The 17,140-nt window shown below is 57.7% G+C and carries 15 protein-coding genes; 7 read left to right on the forward strand and 8 right to left on the reverse strand.

From position 1 onward, the window contains the following. Window positions 1-814, reverse strand: an 814-nt coding sequence (locus tag ACFE0K_RS08340) for a peptidase C39 family protein (RefSeq protein ID WP_434535628.1), incomplete at its 3' end; no start/stop codon positions are given. Between the two features lie 30 nt (window positions 815-844). On the opposite strand from ACFE0K_RS08340, the gene ACFE0K_RS08345 reads away from it, so the two are divergent. Next, entirely contained in the window at window positions 845-2,014 is a 1,170-nt protein-coding gene (locus ACFE0K_RS08345) for a patatin-like phospholipase family protein (RefSeq protein ID WP_434535629.1), read from the forward strand. Here the strand turns inward: ACFE0K_RS08345 and ACFE0K_RS08350 are convergent. After that, on the reverse strand, window positions 1,978-2,781 hold the full coding sequence (locus ACFE0K_RS08350; protein ID WP_434535630.1) for a glycerophosphodiester phosphodiesterase: 804 nt from the start codon (window positions 2,779-2,781) through the stop codon (window positions 1,978-1,980). The two genes, ACFE0K_RS08345 and ACFE0K_RS08350, sit on opposite strands and share 37 nt — an antisense overlap. 127 nt (window positions 2,782-2,908) lie before the next feature. Between ACFE0K_RS08350 and ACFE0K_RS08355 the strand changes: the two genes are divergently transcribed. The 4 genes from ACFE0K_RS08355 to ACFE0K_RS08370 all read left to right on the forward strand — a co-directional run bounded on the left by ACFE0K_RS08355 (window position 2,909) and on the right by ACFE0K_RS08370 (window position 7,305). Beyond that, complete coding sequence (locus ACFE0K_RS08355) at window positions 2,909-4,069, forward strand: sulfotransferase (protein WP_434535642.1); 1,161 nt, start codon at window positions 2,909-2,911, stop codon at window positions 4,067-4,069. Between the two features lie 303 nt (window positions 4,070-4,372). After that, window positions 4,373-5,551 carry a glycosyltransferase gene (locus tag ACFE0K_RS08360; RefSeq protein ID WP_434535631.1) on the forward strand — a complete coding sequence of 393 codons (1,179 nt, stop codon included), beginning with the start codon at window positions 4,373-4,375 and terminating at the stop codon, window positions 5,549-5,551. After that, the gene (locus tag ACFE0K_RS08365) at window positions 5,532-6,281 is read left to right on the forward strand and encodes a DUF2334 domain-containing protein (protein WP_434535632.1); all 750 of its coding nucleotides are present in this window, start codon (window positions 5,532-5,534) and stop codon (window positions 6,279-6,281) included. Before ACFE0K_RS08360 ends, ACFE0K_RS08365 begins: the two co-directional genes overlap by 20 nt. Before the next feature lie 436 nt (window positions 6,282-6,717). Then, entirely contained in the window at window positions 6,718-7,305 is a 588-nt protein-coding gene (locus ACFE0K_RS08370) for a hypothetical protein (RefSeq protein ID WP_434535633.1), read from the forward strand. A gap of 51 nt (window positions 7,306-7,356) precedes the next feature. Here the strand turns inward: ACFE0K_RS08370 and ACFE0K_RS08375 are convergent, their stop codons facing one another. Both ACFE0K_RS08375 and ACFE0K_RS08380 read right to left on the reverse strand, forming a co-directional pair. After that, window positions 7,357-10,668 (reverse strand): Ig-like domain-containing protein, encoded by a 3,312-nt coding sequence (locus tag ACFE0K_RS08375; RefSeq protein WP_434535634.1) that lies wholly within the window; start codon window positions 10,666-10,668, stop codon window positions 7,357-7,359. A gap of 12 nt (window positions 10,669-10,680) precedes the next feature. Beyond that, on the reverse strand, window positions 10,681-11,976 hold the full coding sequence (locus ACFE0K_RS08380) for an OmpP1/FadL family transporter (RefSeq protein WP_434535635.1): 1,296 nt from the start codon (window positions 11,974-11,976) through the stop codon (window positions 10,681-10,683). 202 nt (window positions 11,977-12,178) lie between these two features. Here ACFE0K_RS08380 and ACFE0K_RS08385 point away from each other — a divergent pair, with 202 nt between their 5' ends. Further along, window positions 12,179-13,117 carry a LysR family transcriptional regulator gene (locus ACFE0K_RS08385; RefSeq protein WP_434535636.1) on the forward strand — a complete coding sequence of 313 codons (939 nt, stop codon included), beginning with the start codon at window positions 12,179-12,181 and terminating at the stop codon, window positions 13,115-13,117. On the opposite strand, the gene ACFE0K_RS08390 is transcribed toward ACFE0K_RS08385, so the two are convergent. Further along, complete coding sequence (locus tag ACFE0K_RS08390) at window positions 13,114-13,350, reverse strand: hypothetical protein (RefSeq protein ID WP_434535637.1); 237 nt, start codon at window positions 13,348-13,350, stop codon at window positions 13,114-13,116. The genes ACFE0K_RS08385 and ACFE0K_RS08390 overlap by 4 nt on opposite strands. A gap of 90 nt (window positions 13,351-13,440) precedes the next feature. On the opposite strand from ACFE0K_RS08390, the gene ACFE0K_RS08395 reads away from it, so the two are divergent. Next, complete coding sequence (locus ACFE0K_RS08395; RefSeq protein WP_434535638.1) at window positions 13,441-14,703, forward strand: hypothetical protein; 1,263 nt, start codon at window positions 13,441-13,443, stop codon at window positions 14,701-14,703. 24 nt (window positions 14,704-14,727) lie between these two features. On the opposite strand, the gene yecR is transcribed toward ACFE0K_RS08395, so the two are convergent. The 3 genes from yecR to ACFE0K_RS08410 all read right to left on the reverse strand — a co-directional run bounded on the left by yecR (window position 14,728) and on the right by ACFE0K_RS08410 (window position 17,068). Beyond that, complete coding sequence (gene yecR / locus ACFE0K_RS08400) at window positions 14,728-15,054, reverse strand: YecR family lipoprotein (protein WP_434535639.1); 327 nt, start codon at window positions 15,052-15,054, stop codon at window positions 14,728-14,730. A gap of 91 nt (window positions 15,055-15,145) precedes the next feature. Then, complete coding sequence (locus ACFE0K_RS08405) at window positions 15,146-16,039, reverse strand: carbon-nitrogen hydrolase (protein WP_434535640.1); 894 nt, start codon at window positions 16,037-16,039, stop codon at window positions 15,146-15,148. Between the two features lie 21 nt (window positions 16,040-16,060). Further along, window positions 16,061-17,068, reverse strand: a complete 1,008-nt coding sequence (locus ACFE0K_RS08410) for an agmatine deiminase family protein (RefSeq protein ID WP_434535641.1) — start codon at window positions 17,066-17,068, stop codon at window positions 16,061-16,063. Between the last annotated feature and the right edge of the window lie 72 nt (window positions 17,069-17,140).

The following is a 17,140-nucleotide window of genomic DNA, read 5'->3' on the forward strand; positions in this document are numbered from 1 at the left end:
CAAACAACGGGCCGGTCTGGTTGCACCAGACGCGGGCTTCCAGGCCGCGTTGACGAGCGGCCAGGGCCAGCCCCATGGGATGGCAGCCACCATGACCGGCGGTCATGAAAATGGTGGTGGCTTCCCGCCACAGCAACAGCTCTTCGGTAGTGCTGGGCGGTTGCTGCTTGAGCGCCGCCAGGGCCATCATCAGGCAGGCCGGACCGCAGGTGAACGGTGTGGTCTGCTGTACCCAAGGCAGATGCAGTTGTTCAGCATTGTCAGGCAGGTAGAGGAGCCGTTTCTGGTACCGCAGGGCATCCTGGTGGTCTTCGTAGTAATCCGGGGTCTGGGCAAAAAGACGGTAGCCGCGCTTTTCGTAGAGGGCGATAGCGGCAGCATTATCCTTGCGCACTTCCAGGCGCAGGTAGGGCCGGCGCTGTTGTAATGCGTAGTTTTCGGCGGCTTCCATGAGCTTTTCCCCCAGATTTCGGCCCCGTTGTTGCGGGTCCACGGCGACGGAGTAGAGGCGGGCCAGGCGGGTACCCGGTTGCAACAGCACCAGTGCATACCCTGCCAGGGCATTGTCATCATCAATGGCGACAATCAGACCGCCGTGTTGGCGTTTGAGCCATTTGCGAAAGCTGCGTCGGGAAAGACGATCTGATGAAAAACAGCGCTGTTCCAGCGCGGTGAGCGCGTCCAGATCATCGGTGGTGGCGGGGCGTAGCTGAAAGCGGTACATAAAGCGGTTTCCAGAAGATGCCCCAGCATAAGGCAGGGAACCGGCAGATCGCCAGTGGTATTGCGGCTGTGGTGACAGAATGTCTGTCACGGCATACTGGTGGAAATTTGGAGGGTGGAAATGCAGAAACAGGACCCGGTTCGTGGGTTGATATTGTCCGGGGGCGGCGCCCGTGGCGCCTATCAGGTCGGAGTGCTGGCAGCGATTGCGGAATTGCTGCCGCGCGGGGAACCAAACCCGTTTCCGATTATTTGCGGCACCTCCGCGGGCGCGATCAACGCGGCATCGCTGGCCGCCAATGCCGGTAATTTTCGCACGGCGATTCGTGGGCTGGAGCGGGTCTGGGCCAATATTACCGCCGAACAGGTCTATCGCACAGATACCTATGCGTTGATTAAAGCCGTGGTTCGCTGGCTGTTTTCCGGCGTCACCACCGGCAAGACGCCGGAACGTAGTGCACTGCTGGACAATATGCCGCTGCAGCGCCTGCTTACCCTGGTGATCAATTTTCGTCGAATTCGCGAAAACCTGGATCAGGGGCATTTACGCGCGCTGGCGATCACCGCATCCGGTTATGCCAGTGGTGAGTCGGTGAGCTTTTTTCAGGGCGACAGTGAGTTGCCGGAATGGGTGCGGGCCCGTCGCAAGGGCAAACGTTCCGACATCGGTGTGCAGCATCTTCTGGGGTCCGCGGCGATTCCGATCCTGTTTCCGGCCAGCAAGGTGGATGGTGCCTATTACGGCGACGGCGCCCTGCGACAACTGGCACCATTGAGTCCGGCGCTGCATCTGGGTGCGTCCCGGCTGCTGGTGATCGGGGTGTCCGGCAATATGACCGCAGGGCATCAGCGTCAGCTAAGCGGTTATCCGTCCATGGCCCAGGTGCTCGGCCATGTGCTCAACAGCGTCTTTGTAGATACTCTGGAAGGGGATGTGGAGCGTCTGGAAAGGGTCAACCGTACCTTGTCTGCCATGAGTGAACGCTCCCGCCGCAAGCACGGTATTCAATTGCGACAGGTGGATGTGCTGAAGATCTACCCGTCCCGGCCCATTGATGAAATTGCCGCCGAACACATCAGGGAATTACCCCGGGCGCTGCGGTTTTTCCTGCGAGGTTCCGGCGCCACGCGGTCGCCGGGGGCCAGTGCCATGAGTTATCTGTTGTTTGAGCCGGGGTTCACCCGCAGCCTGATCGAGATGGGCCGCAAGGATGCCATGGCGCGCAAGGAAGAAATCCTGGCGTTCTTCGCGGATCAGCCGCTCAGTGCGGCGGTTTCCGAGGAGGAATAACGGGGGCTGCGCCGAAAGTGACTGACAAAGCTGGTGGGGTAGTCGGTAATGATGCCATCCACCTGCAGTTGGGCCAGCCGGTCCGCTTCGGTGAGATCATTTACCGTCCACACCGACACCTTGAGGCCACGTTTACGGGCCCGACGCATTAATGCCGGGGTCACCAGTGAGTAGTGGGGCATCAGCCAGTTGCAGCCCAGGCCGTGGGCCCGGCGAGTGGGTTGCAGGTAACGGTACTGGCAGACATAGCCCCGTTCCACATCCGGCGCCATGGTGCCGATCATGCGCAGAAAGCCGGTATGGCTGGAGGTCACCACCACCCGAGATTGCAGGCGCTGCTCATGGATCATGTGAGTGAGGTGATGGGCCAGCTGATGCAGCACCACTCGGTCCGCGCCTTTTACCTCGAATTGGAAACGCATGGCCGGGCCACACAGCTCCACCACTTCCTGCAGGGACGGAATCCCCGTAGGACTGTGCCAGCCGGGGGTATTACGGCGAGCATCCATGGTGCCCAGCTGCGAGCGAGTGTACTGGCGCACATCGCCGCGCATGCCGGTGGTGCGCGTCACGTCACTATCGTGCAGCACGATCAGATGGCCGTCGGCGGATAGCCTGACATCCAGTTCCATCTCTGTGACACCGGCGTCCAGCGCCACCTGAAAGCTGGCCAGGGTATTTTCCGGGGCTTCGCCGCGTGCGCCTCGGTGACCAACCAGGGTCGGGTGATGTGGTGCTGTGCTGGGTGCTGTCATTGCGATAGTCATATAAGGATTCTTTGCGAGAAAGATGACAGCGCTATGACCTGGAGACAAGAGGCAAAATTGTCATTTTTATGACATGAGCGGGGCGTAGCGTGCACGCTGCATGAATTTCCAGGAGAACGGTTTGGCAGTGTTGAAACGCTATGTGCATCTTTTTGTGATGAGCTGGTTGCCGGCTTACGATGGCCGGGCAGGGCGGTTTTCGTTGCAACGACTGCTGGTGATGGCGTTGTTCTGGCCGCTGTTTCTGCTGGTGCAGGTCATCAATGGCCTGGGCCTGCTGATGGACTATCTACTGTTTCCTGATTTTCGTCGCGTCCAGGTGCGTGAGCCGCTTTTTGTGGTGGGCGTGCCCCGCAGCGGTACCACCTTCCTGCATCGCCTGCTGGCCATGGACGAACGCTTTACCACCACGGCCCTGTGGGAACTACTGTTTGCCCCGTCGATTACCCAGCGCTATTTCTGGACCGCTATTGCTCGCCTTGATGGATGGATTGGCCGGCCGGCGGGGCGCTTGCTGTTATGGATCGAGCGGCGTCTGCTCGACGGTTTGGATGGCGTGCACAAGACGGGTCTGCTGGACCCGGAGGAAGATTACCTGGCATTGATTCCGGTATGGGGCTGCTTTCTGCTGGTGCTGGCTGTGCCGGTACCGACCCTGTGGCGTCTCACCTATCTGGACCGGGATGGTACCGACAAGGAAAAGCAGAGGCTGATTGCGGCCTATCGACGCTTTGTGCAGCGGCATCTTTATTTCCATGGCAGTCACAAACAGCTGCTCTCCAAAAATCCGTCCTTTACGCCCTGGATGGCGACCCTGGCAGAAGCCTTTCCGGATGCCCGTTTTATCGGTTGTGTCCGCAACCCCAGCGCGGCGGTGCCATCCCAGATCAATTCCATCCTGATTGGCGCGCGCCTGTTTGATGGTCGCGATGCCACCGATTACTGGCGCCAGGGCTTTATGGCCATGCTCGATTATTACTATCGCCATGTGCTTGCGGTGCTGGAAAGCCTGCCGCCGGAACGTCAGGCCCTGTCGGTGATGGAGCAACTAGCCCCGGCGCCGGCAGAAACCGTGCTGGCGTTTTATCAGCGCTTTGGCTGGCAGCCTGGAGCGGTTTTCTTGCAGCGGCTGGAAACGCAAGACCGCAAGGCACAACAGTACCGCAGCGGTCATCATTACAATTCGGATGAATTGGGCGTAAGCCCCCATGAACTCGCCCATGTCTTCGGCTGGGTTTATGAACGTTTCGGATACCCACCTCCCAACACTGATGAAAAACCGCTGTAGGAGCGCCGCTTGAGGCGCGAATCTGCTTGCCTCATCAGCTGCGAGTCACGAGAAGCGAGCAACGAAAATCGAAACCCGCGAATGGATTTTTGCTTTTCGAAACTTGCTTCTCGCAACTTGAAACTGTTTTGGTTCGCGCCTCAAGCGGCGCTCCTACAGCGGCGTTGTAGATATCACGGAATCGCGCCGCCAGCGACGCTCCTACGGCGAATTCGGGGTTCGTTACATCTTGTCGCAATTTCCCGGTCATGGCGCGGCAATGCTGTCACATTATCGACATGAGAGGCGCTGATACTGGCGCCCATGGATACCAAAGAGCTACGCATACTGTTTGTGGTGGATGCGATCAAGGGTCGGAATGGCGTTGGCGCCTACTTCCAGGATCTGGTCTCGCATCTCAAGGACCATGTGGCACAGGTGGAACTGGTGCAGCCCTGCATGGAGGAACCGCATCCCTGTCAGGGAGCATCCATGCCGATCCCCGGCGACCCCACCCAGCGACTCTTCTTTCCCAAGGTACGTGAACTGAGCGCCCTGGTCTGGGAAATGAAGCCCCACGTTATCGTGATTCCCGGCCCCGGCATTTTTTCCATGATTGGTTACTGGATCGCCCGCAAGTGGGGCATCCCGGTCTGCGTGACGTTCCAGACCGATTACAACCGCCTGGTGGAATTGTACTGGGGGCGGCGCCTGGCCAGGCTGGCCGGCGGCCTGCTCAACTGGGTCAACCGCACCCTGTTCCAGGGCAGTGAAACCGCCGCCACCATCTGTGAATCCATGATCGCCCAGGCCCGCGCCGCCGGTGCCCGCAATCCGCAGTTGGTGGGCACACCGCTGGCTCGGGAGTTTGTGAACACACCGGTCACCCGGTTGCATGACAGCGTAAGACGGGTCTGTTACGTAGGCCGGCTGGCGGCAGAAAAGAATATCGAATCCTTCCTGGCACTGGCCGCAGCGCGGCCGGATCTGCAGTTCGAAGTGGCTGGCGACGGACCACTGCGGGGCAAGGTGGAACAGGCCTGTAAGCAATCCGACAATCTCACTTTTCACGGCTGGTGTAGCCGCCAACAGGTGGTGGAGATTCTCGATCGCTGCCAGGTACTGGTGCTGCCATCTTCGGTGGAAGCCTTCGGTACCGTGGCGCTGGAAGCCATGGCCCGGGAACGGCTGGTCATTACCACACCGGCCTGTGGCATCAATGAATGGCCGGCGCTGGCGGCGGGACTGTGGATCATGGAGCCACAGGAAAGCCTGAACCAGACCCTGGACCGGTTGCAGTCGCTGAGCCCGGTGGTGCGCGAGCTGAAGGCGAAACAGGCCCGGCAGGCGGCACTGGCCATGAACCGGGATGCCATCGAGCACTGGGCCGGGGTGCTGGGCCAGTGCGCCCAGATGGCACCCGCTGCCAATCGCTCGCTGCCTTCCCCGACCCTGGCGCTGCTGCGCCGCTTGAGCAGCAACTATGCCCGCAGCGCCCTCTGAGCCGCTAACGGCGCCACGCGCCCTGGTCTCCATCCACGATGTGATGCCGGAAACCCGCGAGCAGGTTAGCCAGATTTTGTCACTGCTGCCTCAGCCTCCGCAGGCGGTGACCCTGCTGGTAGTGCCGGGGCGGGAGTGGCAAACGACGGATCTGGACTGGCTGCACCAGCTTCAGCAGCAGGGATACCCGCTGGCCGGCCATGGTTGGCTGCATCGCTGCGATCCACCCATCAGTCTCTATCACCGCCTGCACAGCCTGTTGCTGTCGCGGCGGGTGGCGGAGCATCTTTCCCTGTCGGCCAGCGGTATCGAGGCGTTGATACGCAATTGTCACCAATGGTTTTTGGATCAGGGGCTGCAACCCTGCGAGCTTTACGTGCCCCCGGCCTGGGCCATGGGCGCGATTCATCGCCAACAACTGGCGGACATGCCGTTTCGGCTGTTCGAAACCCTGAGCGGTGTTTACGATGCGCAAGCGCAAAAGATGCATCCGCTACCGCTGGTTGGCTTTGAGGCCGATACCCCGTTACGGGAGTGGTTGTTGCGCGGTTTTAATCATCTCAATTGGCGCAGGGCCAGCCACACGGATCAGCCACTGCGTATTGGCATTCATCCCCAGGATCTTTCCTTGCGGTTGTGCAATCAGGTCATTCCAATGACACAGGCGGTGTCGGCCAGCCTGGGATACCAGGAAGCTGTTGTATCACACCCCGCCCATAGCCCTATCTGAAAAAAAAGCACCCGCCGGGTGGCGGGTGAAGGCGTTGCAGGCGTTTTCCGAAGGCACACAATGGACATGTGCGGCTAGTTTTGTGCACACGATGGCCTGCAAGTGCATTTATCCTACTCCACTCCCTCTTACCTTTCTTTGGTTAAAAATCAAAAGCTGGCTTTGCCGTAATTGATCTATGGCTAAAAGATAAATACAGCTTTTGATAAAACCATTTATTTTTTGTTTCCCTCCAAAGTGCTTATTTTTATAATTAATAATTGATCTAGACAAGATTTATTTTTTGGCAAGATAGCTTTTGGTTTTTTTCTGTATCGATTTTATTTTTCCCTTATTACGGTGATGACGTCGAGTGGGGGGAGCCCCCGACAGTATCGGCAAAGATTGATGGCTATGGCCATCAATATTCTTAATAAAGGAACAAATGGAGAATACAATGAAGCTGAAAAAAGCAATGATCTTTGTCGCAGTAAGCTCAGCAATGGGGTTGAGTGCTAATGTCATGGCCGCAGAAATTCGTGACAACTCCGGCGCTGCAGTCGCCTCTACTCCAGTAAGTGCCACTTTTCGTGGTGCCAGTGCATTGACCCAGTACGGTATCCCCGTCAACTGTACTCTGGAGCTTGATGGTAGCGTTGATTACTACCCGGCTGGGACCTATCCCAATCATACCGGTGCTATTATTAAGGTGACTGGGGGTAATGTTTCTGGTGGTGGTTACTGTAGTGCCGTGGTTCTTGGCTTTAGCACTCCATGGACAGCAATTGCGGATAACAGTGATGCGCCGACAGATTCCCCAAACTTTGTGGATCCGGTGTCTTTGCAATTTAATAATGTGGATGTGACAGGTCCACTGGGGCCCTGTGGTGGCAGCACCACGCCAGTGCCGGCCACATTCCGCAATGGTGCGGCTTCCTATCTGGATGAGTCGGAGTTCACTTTCAATGCCACGGTTGGCAATTGTACAGTGAATGGAACCTTGCAGAATGTTAGCCACCCGGGTGATGACATTAACGTTTGGTAAAGCAGTAAGCAGTCAAAAGAGGGAGCCTTGGCTCCCTCTTTTTTTGCCTTTTTACTTGATGGGATCTGAAACGTATTGAAGGTGGTTGCCCTGCGCAGGAATGGTTAGCAGGATTGAGCCGACATAGGAGCCGTCGTTAATCTGTACCCGGATGTCAAGATCGACTGGGTCAAGATTGTACTGCTCAATGACCATGCGTCCGTCTTCCAGGAATTTCACTTCCCCGGACAGATTCATGGTGATCGGATAGCTAAGCAGGTTATGGGTAGGGTCGGTAAAGTTCAGAGCCTCCTTAAGCTCCAGCCCCTCCATATAGAGATCGACGGTAGCAGATAGGACAGGCTTGCCATTCACTTCGTGAATCCAGCCAGTAATGGGCTGCGTCCGCTCTCCGTTTCCATCTTTCTCATAGCGCATTCTCAGCAATTGAGCGCCGCTGAAGGCCTTGACCAGGTTACTGAGATTTATCAGGCGCTGACGAATTTTTATGCCGGTGCTCATGATCTGCCCCGGCCATATTTTGACTTTAAGCCCCTGGTTATCCACATACTCTGTTGTGACTTCAGCCGCTAGGGCTCCGGTCAGATAGGTGAATTTCTGTTCTGGACACTCTTCGGGAATGCCGTACACAAAGAAGTCGAATGGCGGATCATAGGGCACCGCTTCACTGTAGCCGCAACCCACATTGGCGCCATTGATGACGGGTACAGGCTGCTCCATAGGAGTATTTCCGTTGATACGCCGTGACAGTATTTTTGCACTGTTGGGAGGTGGGAGAACGCCGTTGGGGTCCAGCACCGGATCGGCATTGGGGTCCAGAGGCTGGCCAGCGGCTGAAGGTTCCTCGAACGGGTATTGGTAGTCGGTGTACAGCGGGATGGTAAGGAAGTCCGGACCATCTGATACCACTTCATTCACCTCGTGAATGAAGTTGGCATTGCTGTCGTAGGAAGGTTGGTTGCTCAGCATCTGTAGTACATTTTTGGTCTTGCTACCTCCACGGAAATATTGGGTCAGATTGGGACCACCACCGTCGCGGATGACGGCAGTTTTGATGACCTGGAAATCTCTCTCTGAAGGAAACAGGGCTCCGGGCTGAGGGGCGGTAACCGGCTTGATCTCAACGCCACCGAGTACATTGGTTTGCAGGGGCATGCCATGAGTATCACAGATGGCCTGACTGCCATCGCATTGTGCCGCTGGACTGCTGCTGTCACCGTTGGAGCCTAGGGTGTATTGGTAAAGTGCACCGGGCTGCCAGGGCTGGGCAGGCCAGAAGCTCAGTCGCTGACCGTCCAGTTGCAGGTTGCCATCCACGTTATCGATAACCGTTCCCGTCTCGTCAATTTCTTCGACCAGAAAACTCCCTCCCAGGCTGATGGATTGCGGATCAAGGGGGCGGGAGAACTCAACAACAATCGGACGGTTGGCGGGCAGTTGAGAAATCGGGATATGGTCGTCTTCCGGTTTTATATCGTATGTGCTACCAGTATCGATACCCGGGAATCCACCCAGGCAGCGCCCGGCATCATCATTGGCAAGGTCGCGGGTGGCGGGATCCAGAGCACAGGGAAAGCCGGGGAATGTAGCGAGAACCAATGGCGAGCGTTGCTGTACCGGTTCCGAGTTATTGGTGAACGGATTGGTTCGTTCTTCAACTACCTGTGTCAGCTTGAAGGGTGTCAGTACCGGCGCGACCAGTGGATTGCCGGCCAGATCCGTAATGCCGTTACCCAATTGCACCTCATAGCTGTAAGAGGCCACATCGTCATCCCGTTGCAGGGGAACCTGGGGCTTGATGACCAGGGCAGCACCATCCTGATGCCACTGGCTGGTAATTTCGCTGCCATTTTCGAGTAGGGTGACATTGCCGTTCAGGCTGGTGCCGTCCAGCGGTTCGCTGAAGTTTAATACCACAGGGTCACCCGGTTTCTGCAGGGCGCCGTTATCACCGGGCATCCAGCTTTGCAACGTTGGCGGAGTCATGTCAGCCACCTGCTGCGGCGGGTTGAGCTGATCCCGATACGCTTCCATGTGGAAACTCAGGGTGCCGTAACCCAGTTCCTGGCCGAGGATATTCGGCTCCACCACGCTGACCGCATCAATGGTCATGATGCCGTCGACCACCAAGGCGGTGCCCACCAGTTCGATATGCAGGATGTCCTGGGTGACGCCGCCGTTGGCGGTGGGGTCTTCCGTGGACATGGCCACATCCATGAACAGACGTACTTGGCGCGGCGCATCGGCGCGCTGGGTATAGCTGTTGGGCATCAGGTAGCCGCTGGCATCGGACAGGAAGTGTACGTTGACGGCGCCGGTGCTGAAGCCGGCCGGTACCTCACCGCCAATATTCACGTCGATATTGCTGCCGCTGAGCAGGGTGTCACGGGGCACGGTGAAGGGGGTGACCTCCGGGTAATTGGGCACGAAGGCCAGGATCGCTCGCACATCGCCGCCTTGCTGGGTGGCGTTGTCTTGGCCCAGCAGGGTGGCGTTGACCGGCACTTCGTTGATGGGCTCGCCGGTGAGCGGGGAGGGGATCGCCCGGTTGGCGGAATCACTGACCTGCTGAACCATGACTTCCCGGGGGGTGGAGTCTTTGGGCGTCAGGGCGAAACTGCCGGCGCTGAACGGGTTGCCGGCGGTACTGAGCAGGCCATTGCCCAGGGTCAGGGTGTAGGTCTGCCCGGGTTGCAGATCGTCCTGCGGGTCCAGGGTCAGGTAGGGGCCATCCACCAGTACCCGTGCGCTGACCAGGTCGCCACCGGGGCCGGTCAGGGCCAGGGTGTCGCCGTTGCTGTCACCGTACTGCACGGTGGCTTTGTCCAGCGGTTGGGTGAATTGCAGCCGGAAGGTGGAGAAATCCATCACCGGCAGGCTCTGGCCGTCCGGAATCAGTCGGCTGAGTGTAAAGTCCGCATCGGCCAGCACCTGGCTGCGGGGGCCTTCTTCCAGGGCCCGGGTGGTGAAGGCGATGGTGCGACTGCCGGCGATGCCGTCGGCCAGTTCCATCTCGTCGAGCACCAGGGTGTAACGCGACAGCGGCAGCAGGGTTTCGTCCGGCGTTAGTGCCAGCCCGCGTCCGTTGTCCACTTCCTCAAAGCTGAGGCCCACGGTGGGGCCATTACTGCCGCCACGGTGCAGGCTGATGTGGTCCAGCGGCGCGCTGTCGACGACCGGGCTGGTAAAGCGCAGTAGCACCGGGGTGGCGGTGGCAATTTCGGTCTGGTTGCGGTCCGGGTAGCTGTACACCAGCGACTGGCTGCCGGCGTTCCAGTTGTCGGTGTCCGTGGTGGCTGCATCGTCACCGCCACAGGCGGCCAGCAGCAGGGCGGAGGTGAGGGTTGCTATTGTCTTTTTCATTATGGCCTCCGATTAAAATTTCATGGTCATGGAACCGGAGAAGACGCTCACGTCCCCTTCGGTGGTGACGGTCTCATAGGGATTCACCGGCACCATGGGGTCGGTGGAGGTGAGCTCGAAATCCCGCTCGTCAATCATCTGGTACTGGTAGCCGAAGGACAGGGTGAGCGGGTAGGCGAGAATGGGCGGATCGCGCAGTTCCAGGGTGCCGCCGATGCCGATCAGGGTGCGGTCCGCATCCAGGTAGTTCACATCCAGGCTGCGCTTGCCTTCCAGCGGAGACTCCTCGAAGGCGATACCGCCGGTGAGAGTCAGCATGTCGTTGACGCGGAACTCGCCGCCCAGGCGGGGCACCAGGATGTCCTGGAAGTTCAGGTTGGCCTGGTCCTTGATGGTGTCACTCTCGAACTCGTCGCTCAGATCCGACCAGGTCTGGTATTCCAGGGTTAGGCCCACACGCCAGCGTTCCTGGCGGTATTGCATGCCCAGCGCGGTGATATCCGGCTGGTAGGCATCCAGGGTGGCGATGGCCAGGTTCAGGCCCGGGCTGGGGATGGTGCCGGGAATGATGGTGGTGGCTTCCACCTTGGTTTCGGTATTGGAGTGGCCACGGAAGGAGAGGGCGGTTTCGATGCCGTCAAAGGCGCAATCGCCGCCGCCACAGAAGGTTTCCGCCCAGTTGACGTTGAGGCCGAAGATCGGGCGGATGGAGGGCTTGGCGCTCACATTAAGGCTTTCCAGGCTGGTATTGCCCTGCAGGTCCGTATAGGTGTCCAGTTGCGCATCCGCGTGCAGGGTAACCCGGGCGGAAAAGCCTGCATCAATGCCGCGCAGGATCTCGGTGGCGCCGCCCAGGTTGAGAAACAGCGGCTGGCGGCCGTAGGTCAGGTACTGGGCCTCGTTGGAGGTGCGCGAGTTGAAGGCCAGCATTTCCTCGCCGTATTTCTCCACGCCGGCCATGAAGCCGAAATAAATCGGGTGATCGCTCTTGGTCAGCGAGCTGAGATTGGTCTTCATGCCGATCAGGGCATGCTGGGAGGGGGTGTCCTGGATCACGTCACTGCTACGGCCCAACGGCGCGGCTCCGCCCTGGCTTTCTGCACGCAGGTCGTGCTCGGCGTGCATCAGGCCCAGTGTCAGCTCCCCCCGTTCATCGTGGGCCAGATAGGCCGGGTTGTAGTAAGTGGCAGACACACTGCTGTTGAAGAGAGAAAGGGCCTGGGCGCTGGCGACATCGCCGGGTAGTACACCGTAGTTGGTGCCGATATTGCCCATATTGGCGCTGACCGGTTGCATGCTGGCAAGCATGACTGACACCGTCGCGCCTGTTTTAAGAAAAGATGGCATTTTCATATCACTGTTCCCTGTTTTTTTATGGTGTGTTTTTAGTTAGTGGTTGTTTGTGGGTTTTATTGGGTTTATGTATAGGTGCGTGAAAGAGATTCAGACTAGGTCTCAACGGGCCCGCTGAAAAACCCAAAAAAACAAAAACTACTTTTAGGAAATAAAAATGACGGTGAAGCTGATAAAGGAATTCAGCGTTTTCGTGCAGCTGGTCAAAGCGGGGAAAATGACCGATGCGGCGAGGGTGCTGGGTATGTCTCCGGCGACCATCAGTCAGCGGTTACGCCATCTGGAAAAAGAGCTGGGAGTGCGGTTGGTCAACCGTAATTCCCGGGCCCTGAAAGTCACTGACGAAGGGCGTGCGTTATTCGAGCGACTGGACACGTTAATGGGCGATCTGGAAGAGACCGCCGAGTCGGTGTCGCAACTTGCCAAGGGCCCCCACGGCACCCTGCGCGTGTGGTCGACCATGGGGTTGGGGCGTCACCGGATTGCGTTGCTGGTGAAAGAGTTTATCGCCCGTTTTCCGGAGGTGCCGGTACAGCTGTTTCTCGGCGACAGACCCTATGATTTCGTGACTGAAGGCCTGGATGTGGCCATTGCCATCGGCCAGCCGGAGGACTCGTCGCTGGTTGCCAGAAAGCTGATGGATAATCGTTGTTATCTAGTGGCATCGCCACAGTATCTGGCTACGCATCCGCCGCTGAAAAGACCGGAGGACTTGCGTGAACATGACTGTTTGATTCTTGATTGCCACGCCTCCTTCAAGGACTACTGGCCACTGGTGGATGACGAGGGCAACCGCCATGGCATCAAGGTACGCGGCCGCTTGCATACCGATCACAGCGAAGTGCTGCGTCAGTGGGCACTGGATGGTATGGGCATTGCCCTGAAAAGTGCCTGGGACATTCAGAGTTTCATTGATGAAGGAAGGCTGGTGGAAGTGTTGCCGGAGTATCGCCCGCCGGACCTGGATTTTTATGTGGTGTATCCGGAAAGAAAGTATTTGCCGGCGAAAACCCGGGTGTTTGTGGAGTTCCTGATGGACAGGATGGGGCAGGTAGATGCTGCGATAATGTCGACTCGGGCGGCTGATATTTTCTAAAACTTACTTTTAGTAAAACCACGGGGAAATGTGCCATCTATTTCCTTGCGAAGTGCATTAATTTCAATATGAAGGTCTGCCTGACGTCTTCCTTGAAGACACATTTTTGTAAAAGCGTCGCTGACAATATAATTCTCTTTCCCTGCATTGCCTCTGGCCACGGTTTTTATTCCCTGGGGTGCGGCGGGTAAACACACCCTTTTGTCCTGTTTATTCCTGAGCGTTTTTATCATTCTCTGGCATTCCCGGTTTATGTGTTTTGTGCTGGGAGGGTTATTTTGTGACCGGGTAGTCATCATTAATAACAACAACGGATAAAAGCGATGCAGCGTAACCAATGGTTTTACTGGCTGTATGCCATGGCACTGGTTGTTACCAGTACTGTCCAGGCGGCGCAGGATTACGATGATATGAGCCGCCAGGAGCTTCGCGCCATGGCGGAGAAGAGCCGCAATGCGGTGGCCACAGATGGGGCTGAAGGCTGGCAGTTGGAAAGGGTGTGGGTGGATCAGACTATCGTCGAGGGTAGCTGGAACCCGGTACCTTTTCGGACCCGGTTTTTTGATTACCCACCGGACTTGCTGGATCAGCGTTGGCCGGAACTGACCCGAGCCATCCGTGTGCCGTACCCGTCAGCGGAGTATCTGCGTGCCCGGCTGGAGAGGTTCCCGACACTGAAAGCCGAGTTGGGGCCGGGTTTTAACGATGACTATGAGAGATTGTCGGCAGAGATTCTGCATACCTGGCGGCTGTTTTTTCGCGGTGATTTCCGTGCTGCCAAAGACCATGGCGCCAAGCTGGGTGCCTTTGGGAAATTGCCGGCATACCTGTCCCAATGCATTTATGCGGTCTACCTGAGTGACACTCGGGAAGAAAAAATCGAACTTCTGGAAGATGTGGCCAACCAGATTACTGATTACGTAGATGTGCTTAAGGCCATGAAGGACGAGCCGGAGTTTCAGGAAGATTACATGATGCTGCGGTTGGGTTATGCCTTCGCCATTGCCCGTATTGCCGAGGAGTCGACGCCCTTGGAGGCGGTGATGAATAACTACATGTTCAAGGTTGCCTATGCGATTGATGACACCCTGGCCATTGATCCGCAACATCCGGTGGCGCTGGCTATGCAGGCGGCCATGGATGCCAACATCATTCGTTTTGTGGGAAAGCTGCTGGGGAGGCTGACGTTCGGGGCGCGCCTGAGTCGTGTTGAGGAGGGCTTTGCAGCGTCGCTTGCCGAGGAAGATGATCTGGCAATCGTCCATTACGAGTATGCCAATTCACTGATCTATATTAACCGTGACCGGGATATTTATCGGGCCCTGGATGCCTTCAATACCGCTATCGGTATTCACCCGGTGTCTGCCATGGAGGCGCTGGATTCCATGTACGCTTCCAAGCGGGGGCGAGAGATTCAGGATTATTACCTGAACTACAAAAAGAGCTTTCGTTCCTTTGAGCGGGAGCGTCGCGAGTATATGGAAGTGACCGACGAGAATCTTTACAACGTGCGACGCCCGCCGTTTCTGGTGTCGCATTATGCGCAGGATCAGGATGCCTACATCCGGGTTTCCTCGCACCAATGAGCGGGCGGGCGCCTAGGGCAAGGCTTATTGCTGGGACTGCTGGGCCTTGGCCGTGCACTGGAAGGTCGTGCTCAGAGTCCAGGCGATGCAATCACCATCCTGGGTTTCCGTCTTGCAGGATTTGCTGGGTTTGTCAGAAGGCAGGGCGCCGTTGTAACCCCAGCTCTGGCACTGTGCGCTGGCTTTCTGCAGGCCTTGTTGCCAATCCACCTTCGGGCTTTGCATCAGGCTGTAGTCATAGGACATGACCACGGTGCCTTCGGACTGATTGCCATCGCTAACCACCATGGCAGAAGGGGCCGCGCAGCTAGCGAGCAAGGCTGCAGTAAAGAGAACGGATAGGCGTGTCATTTTGGGCTCCATATGAAATAGCGGAAAAACGGGCAAAGTACTTTCCGACAAGATTGCCCTCAAGGGGCTTTGTGTAATTTTGTCGAACGGGTCAATCCCGGTAACGCTTGGTCAGGTCGCCATAGGCATCTACCCGCCGGTCGCGCAGGTAGGGCCACATGCGGCGCACGGATTCGCTGCGTTGCATGTCTATATCGGCAAGCAATACCTGCTCGTTATCACTGTCGGCCTGTGCCAGGTATTCGCCCTGGGGACCGCAGACAAAGCTGTTGCCCCAGAACTGAATGCCGCCGTCATTCTGCGGGTTTTGTTCGAAGCCGGTGCGGTTGGCCACCAGCACCGGCAACCCATTGGCGATGCCGTGGGCGCGCTGGACGGTGATCCAGGCGTTGAGTTTGCGCTGTTTCTCCCCGTCGTCGTCACTGGGGTCCCAACCGATGGCGGTGGGGTAGAGCAGCAGATCGGCGCCGGCCAGGGCCATCAGGCGTGCTGCTTCCGGGTACCATTGGTCCCAGCAGACCAGCAGGCCCAACCTGCCGACACTGGTTTCAATGGGGCTGAAGCCGCTACGGCCATCATTGAAGTATGCATCGCCGGGGGTGAAGTAAAACTTCTCATAGAAGCCCGGATCATCGGGGATGTGCATCTTTCGATAGATACCGGCCAGACTGCCATCTTTTTCCAGCACTACGGCGGTGTTGTGATAGAGGCCGGTGGCTCGTTTTTCGAACAGGCTGCCAACGATGACAATGCCCAGTTCTTTGGCCAGCGCACTCAACGTATCGGTGCTGGGTCCGGGGATGGTTTCTGCCAGATCAAATACCGCGGGATCTTCGGTCTGGCAGAAATACAGGCTGCGGTGCAGTTCCTGCAGAAGTACCAACTCGGCTCCCTTGTCAGCGGCTTCGCGAACCAATGCCAGGGAGTGATCCAGGTTGGCTTGCAGATCACTGTGGTTTTTCTGCTGGATAACGGCCACGCGCATGAGAATCTCCTAAAAACCTTTTCAGATCGCGCCACGGGGCAGTTGCATGGTGACACAATGCAGGCTGCCATGTTGTTCGATCAATACCCGACAATTTACCGGAGTCACCTGGCGGTCACCGGATACGCTCTGCAAGGCATCAATGGCATGCTGATCCGTATCGCAGCCATAAATTGGCAGCAGGATTTTCTCATTGGTAATAAGAAAGTTGGCATAGGTAGCCGGTAACCGCTCGCCTTCCCGGTTGAATTGCGGGGTGGGCAGGGGCAGGGGCACCAGGGTCAGATTGTGCTGCCGTGCCAGTGTCTGCAGCTCCTGCTCCATGGCAGCCAGGCCGGCATAGTGACTGTCGTCCTGGTCCCGGCATTGCACATAGGCGATGGTGCGGGCGTCTACGAAGCGTGCCAGGGTATCCACGTGGGCGTCGGTGTCGTCGCCTTCCAGCTCACCGTGATTCAGCCACCAGATATCGGTAACGCCCAGTTGTTCCTTGAGCAGGGCGCTGAGTTCTGCCTCGTTCAGGTCCGGGTTACGGTTGGGGTTGCGCAGGCAATGGCGTGTGGTGAGCAGGTTGCCCTGGCCATCGGTGTCTATGGCGCCGCCTTCCAGAATCAGCGACAGGCTGTGCAGTGGAAGCTGCCAGGGCAGACGGCGATTCAGGGTATTGTCCCTGTCAGCGGCGTATTTACCACCCCAGCCTGTGAAGGTGTAATCCAGCAGCTCCACGTTGTCGTTATGTTCCACGGCGATGGGGCCGAAATCCCGGGCCCAGGTATCGTTGTAGTCGGCAATGATCAGTTCAAGGCGGGTGGTATCCAGGCCGCGTTCGGCGGCAAGGGTTTTGATCCGTTGTTCGCTGCGGCTATCACGGCATACCAGACGCACCTGCTGATGATCCAGCAGGGCAGTGAGTAGATCCAGATAACGGTGTTCGGCACTGGCGAGATGCCTGGCCCCATCGGTCTGGGCGTCGGTCCAGGTCAGCAGCACCCCCCACTGGGGGTGCCATTCAGGAAGAAGTCGGCGCATGCTCGGAGAGTCCGCTAGAGCTGGAGGGGGCGATGCGCGCGAGTTTGCTACCGGCGTGCATCCCAGTCAATA

This window comes from Alcanivorax sp., from assembly GCF_051117345.1.
Classification (GTDB): Bacteria; Pseudomonadota; Gammaproteobacteria; order Pseudomonadales; family Alcanivoracaceae; genus Alcanivorax.

Excerpts from the sequence above, each read along its gene's own strand:
- ACFE0K_RS08390 (WP_434535637.1), bottom strand. The coding sequence starts at position 13,350 with ATGATAAAAACGCTCAGGAATAAACAGGACAAAAGGGTGTGTTTACCC.
- ACFE0K_RS08375 (WP_434535634.1), bottom strand. The coding sequence starts at position 10,668 with ATGAAAAAGACAATAGCAACCCTCACCTCCGCCCTGCTGCTGGCCGCC.
- ACFE0K_RS08365 (WP_434535632.1), top strand. The coding sequence starts at position 5,532 with ATGCCCGCAGCGCCCTCTGAGCCGCTAACGGCGCCACGCGCCCTGGTC.
- ACFE0K_RS08385 (WP_434535636.1), top strand. The coding sequence starts at position 12,179 with ATGACGGTGAAGCTGATAAAGGAATTCAGCGTTTTCGTGCAGCTGGTC.
- ACFE0K_RS08410 (WP_434535641.1), bottom strand. The coding sequence starts at position 17,068 with ATGCGCCGACTTCTTCCTGAATGGCACCCCCAGTGGGGGGTGCTGCTG.
- ACFE0K_RS08380 (WP_434535635.1), bottom strand. The coding sequence starts at position 11,976 with ATGCTTGCCAGCATGCAACCGGTCAGCGCCAATATGGGCAATATCGGC.
- ACFE0K_RS08405 (WP_434535640.1), bottom strand. The coding sequence starts at position 16,039 with ATGCGCGTGGCCGTTATCCAGCAGAAAAACCACAGTGATCTGCAAGCC.
- ACFE0K_RS08370 (WP_434535633.1), top strand. The coding sequence starts at position 6,718 with ATGAAGCTGAAAAAAGCAATGATCTTTGTCGCAGTAAGCTCAGCAATG.
- ACFE0K_RS08345 (WP_434535629.1), top strand. The coding sequence starts at position 845 with ATGCAGAAACAGGACCCGGTTCGTGGGTTGATATTGTCCGGGGGCGGC.
- ACFE0K_RS08360 (WP_434535631.1), top strand. The coding sequence starts at position 4,373 with ATGGATACCAAAGAGCTACGCATACTGTTTGTGGTGGATGCGATCAAG.
- ACFE0K_RS08350 (WP_434535630.1), bottom strand. The coding sequence starts at position 2,781 with ATGACTATCGCAATGACAGCACCCAGCACAGCACCACATCACCCGACC.
- ACFE0K_RS08395 (WP_434535638.1), top strand. The coding sequence starts at position 13,441 with ATGCAGCGTAACCAATGGTTTTACTGGCTGTATGCCATGGCACTGGTT.
- yecR (WP_434535639.1), bottom strand. The coding sequence starts at position 15,054 with ATGACACGCCTATCCGTTCTCTTTACTGCAGCCTTGCTCGCTAGCTGC.